Here is a 3,783-nt window from a genome sequence, read left to right on the forward strand (position 1 = left end):
GTTGACATGATTTAAAAAAGCCTGACGAATGAATCTAATAAAGCAATGGAACTAGAATAGAAAATAAATTGAAGTTATTTAATTGTCCAGGTTTTTATTTTGCTTAAATCAACGTTTTTAACGTCTACCAGATTTTTTTTAAACGCGTTGGTGGCGATCAGGTCCACGCATTGAGAATAGACGTTTATGGAAAATTTTTCATTAGGCCGAAGGTTGCCTGTAAGGTATTGGTAACGATTATCCTGTGAACCACAGGGTTTGTATCGAATTGAATTAATGACATTGGGTGATGCGTTGACGATTGCAATTTTGTGCGGTGTAGAAGCTTGCGTATCGATGTTTTGAGCGATATTAGATTCTGGCGTCGCACCGCATGCAACAAGTAAACAACCAACAAAATAGGTGATCACAACCCGTAGCATTGATGGTGGAAGCAACAGATAAGTATTGTGGGCAGGTCTGATGTTCATACTGGTTATAGTCGTCTCGAGAGAGCCCATTTTTAACCAGAATATGTGACGAAATTCAAAATACGAGCAGCAACGATATTTAGCAATAGGGAGAGTCTGCGAACATAACAGTAAACATTATTAAAGTTGCTGCTGATATCAACTTCAGTAATAATTTCAATAAATTCAAAATGATTTGTTCATTGCGAGACGGGATATATTTGTGCAACTGTGATATAACGATACAAAATAATTCAAACATCAAATAATAGTGTGGGGCGATAGAGGGATGCGAATTTTACAAGGAATAGTATTGTTAGGGGTGATGTTGGCATCTTTTACTGCACATGCAGAAAAAGGTGAATTTGATCTTGGTATCGCTGTCGGCAGTCCAAACGGATTCATAGGAAAGTACTGGACCTCGGAAAAAACAGCGATTGATTTATTCGGTGAATGGTCGTTCGATTCTAATGAGTATAAAATGCATGCCGATGTCCTCTTCCACGACTTTGATAAATTCCAGTTGGAAGATGCACGTCTTGCCTTCTATTATGGGGGCGGTGTTCGAGTTACGTTTGCAGATAAAAGTGATGACAGTGAAGTTGGGGTACGGATTCCCTTTGGACTAAATTACTTTTTTAGCGATGTTCCAGTAGACACCTTTGGTGAACTGGCTCCCAGGGTAAACGTATACCCAAGCACCAATGTAGGCATGGATGTATTGATAGGAATTCGCTATCGTTTTAATATCAAAAGAGAATAAAAATTCTACTTTGATCAAATCCCACCTGGTATAAGCAACGCCTTTGCTTGCTAATTTAAATTCTCCTCCCTGCCTTTCATTTTCGATCACATTGTCTAAGATTTTTCTTAAACTCGACGACATTTTGAGAATAGACATGAAAAACTGGAATTACATTGCCGTTGTATGCCTGTTTTTGTTGGGTTGCGCACATACTGACAAGCATGATAGCCAGCCAACGCCTGACGAAGTGGTGCTGGATAAAGGATTAAAAGTACTATCTGACGCAAATGTGAAAGAGAAAGACGCAGCTTTGGCTGCATTCAAAGAGGCTTGCGAGCTTGGAAACAACTATGGTTGCCACAAAACGGGCATTGCCTTTAACAATGGTTTGTATGGCCTGGATAAAGACTATCAACAGGCAATGCAGTGGTATTTAAGGGCCGCGGAAAAAGCTTACATCCCATCGCAACAGAACATAGCGAATTTATATGCACATCGACTGCTAGAGAATCTGAATGACATTGAGGGGTATAAATGGCTAAAACTGGCAGAAGCGGGTACCGCAAGGTGTGCGCCCGGCACGATTGAGTTTGAAAGGAATATAAGTGAAGACGAGCGCCGACGATTGTGCCAGTTAGCAATTACAGGGCAAGGCAGGATACGTTCGATATTCAGAAAACGTATGACTGTGGAAGAAATTCAAAAAGCAGAACAACTTGCATTAGATTGGCAAGCCAGGAAATAAACGTCAGGACGGCTAAAGTAACTCAATGAAGTAATAGTCAGGATAAACAGGCAGAAAAAAAGCCCGCCGGGGGATCGAACGGGCTTTTTGATCATAGACAACGTACATAGAGGAGTTAAGGTTACAAAAACCAAAACTTTTTACCTACGAGCGCAAGTGTACGGTTGCTTAGCTGAACGGAGACTTAACAGGCATTGGCTGTTCAATACAAAACTACGAATGATTAATTATTGACCAGTTATTAATCACCGAAATTAGTGCCAACCTGCCTGGCGCTAACTACCCAGGGATGGTCAATGGGAACAATTTTGCGATTACCCGCGACTTCTTCGATCGGTACAGGCTCATAACCTTCGCCGCGTGCTGCAACCATGACACCAAACTGTCCCTGGCTAATCAGATCGGCACAGGCGGTGCCCAATCGTGTCGCAAGCAGTCGGTCATTCGCTGACGGTGTGCCACCGCGTTGTAAATGACCGAGAATAGATACTCTCGACTCCAATCCAGTGAGTTCTTCCAGTTGTTTTGCCAGGAGGAAGCTGTGATCAACCTGTTGTTCTTCGAATTTTTTAATGTCTTTCTTGATTTGTTTGCGCTGATCTTTGGATTCGGTCAATTCTCTTTTGGCTTCGAGAGCTGCAATTTTTTCATGGTCTGGTTTTGAAAGCGCACCTTCAGCCACAGCAACGATACTGAATTTTTTCCCGCTGCGAGCCCGATTTTTAATAGCCTCCGCAACGCTTTCAATTTCGTAGGGGATTTCCGGAATCAAAATCACGTCTGCACCACCTGCAATACCGGATCCAAGGGCTAACCAGCCAGCGCGATGGCCCATGATTTCGACAATTATTATTCGATGATGGCTATGCGCAGTACTGTGTAATCGATCAATGGCTTCGGTGGCAATATCCATCGCGGTTGAAAAACCAAAAGTGATATCGGTTTTTGCCACGTCATTATCGATGGTCTTGGGCAGCGTAATGACGTTCAGGCCATTATTCATCAAGTGCAATGCATTCTTGTGTGTGCCACCGCCGCCCAGACACACCAGTGCATCGAGATGATTGGCATGGTAATTTTCCACGATGACATCAGTCATATCCTGTACCTTGCCGGCAATTGTCATGCGATTTGGTTTATCTCGACTGGTACCCAGGATGGTACCTCCGACAGTCAATATGCCTGACAACACATCACCATCGAGGCGAACGGTTTGGTTTTCCATTAATCCACGAAATCCGCTGCGAAAACCTATCACTTCGATGTCGTAGTTCCGCTGGGCAGATTTTCCAACCCCACGAATAGCGGCGTTTAGTCCAGGGCAATCACCACCCGCGGTAAGAATACCAATGTGCTTTGCCATAATTATCCTTATTATCTGTTATATATTGCGGTAAGAGTAACAGAACTTGGCAAAATGGAAAACTTTGCGATCAATCGCTGCTATTTTAAAAGTGCTTCGATACTCGTCAACGGAGGCTGTGTCAATTTCAGCGAAATATTAGTTTTACAACGCGTCAGAAACGAACTACAGGTACTGGTATTCCTGAGACGGGAAACGGCAAATAGCGAAGTTAGTTTCACTATTTGCCGTGAGTAAAATGTATTTCAGTAAGGTAATAAGTAGAACTATTCTACCGGCCGCATTCGAATCTCAATACGGCGATTTTGGGAGCGGCCTTCGGCGGTGTCATTGCTCTCCACGGGTTGGTTTTCACCATAGGAAACCGCGGTTAATTTTGATTTGTCAACGCCTTGCTTTTCGAGCAACCTTACGACGCTGGCAGCGCGTGCTCCTGCTAATTCCCAATTGGTCGGAAACTTTTGAGTAAGACTGCCACGTA

At 43.2% G+C, this 3,783-nt stretch carries 5 protein-coding genes; 2 read left to right on the forward strand and 3 right to left on the reverse strand.

Features of this window, described 5'->3' with window-relative positions:
• Positions 1 to 74: 74 nt before the first annotated feature.
• Entirely contained in the window at positions 75 to 470 is a 396-nt protein-coding gene (locus tag ACWVCM_RS10755; RefSeq protein WP_455201753.1) for a hypothetical protein, read from the reverse strand.
• Positions 471 to 738: 268 nt separating this feature from the next.
• Here ACWVCM_RS10755 and ACWVCM_RS10760 point away from each other — a divergent pair, with 268 nt between their 5' ends.
• On the forward strand, positions 739 to 1,212 hold the full coding sequence (locus tag ACWVCM_RS10760) for a hypothetical protein (protein WP_455201754.1): 474 nt from the start codon (positions 739 to 741) through the stop codon (positions 1,210 to 1,212).
• Positions 1,213 to 1,348: 136 nt separating this feature from the next.
• Positions 1,349 to 1,939: a tetratricopeptide repeat protein gene (locus ACWVCM_RS10765; protein WP_455201755.1), complete on the forward strand. Its 591-nt coding sequence runs from the start codon at positions 1,349 to 1,351 to the stop codon at positions 1,937 to 1,939.
• Between the two features lie 241 nt (positions 1,940 to 2,180).
• On the opposite strand, the gene ACWVCM_RS10770 is transcribed toward ACWVCM_RS10765, so the two are convergent.
• Complete coding sequence (locus tag ACWVCM_RS10770; RefSeq protein ID WP_455201756.1) at positions 2,181 to 3,302, reverse strand: 6-phosphofructokinase; 1,122 nt, start codon at positions 3,300 to 3,302, stop codon at positions 2,181 to 2,183.
• Between the two features lie 266 nt (positions 3,303 to 3,568).
• Positions 3,569 to 3,783, reverse strand: a 215-nt coding sequence (locus tag ACWVCM_RS10775) for an OmpA/MotB family protein (RefSeq protein WP_455201757.1), incomplete at its 5' end; no start/stop codon positions are given.

This window comes from Kaarinaea lacus, from assembly GCF_975902315.1.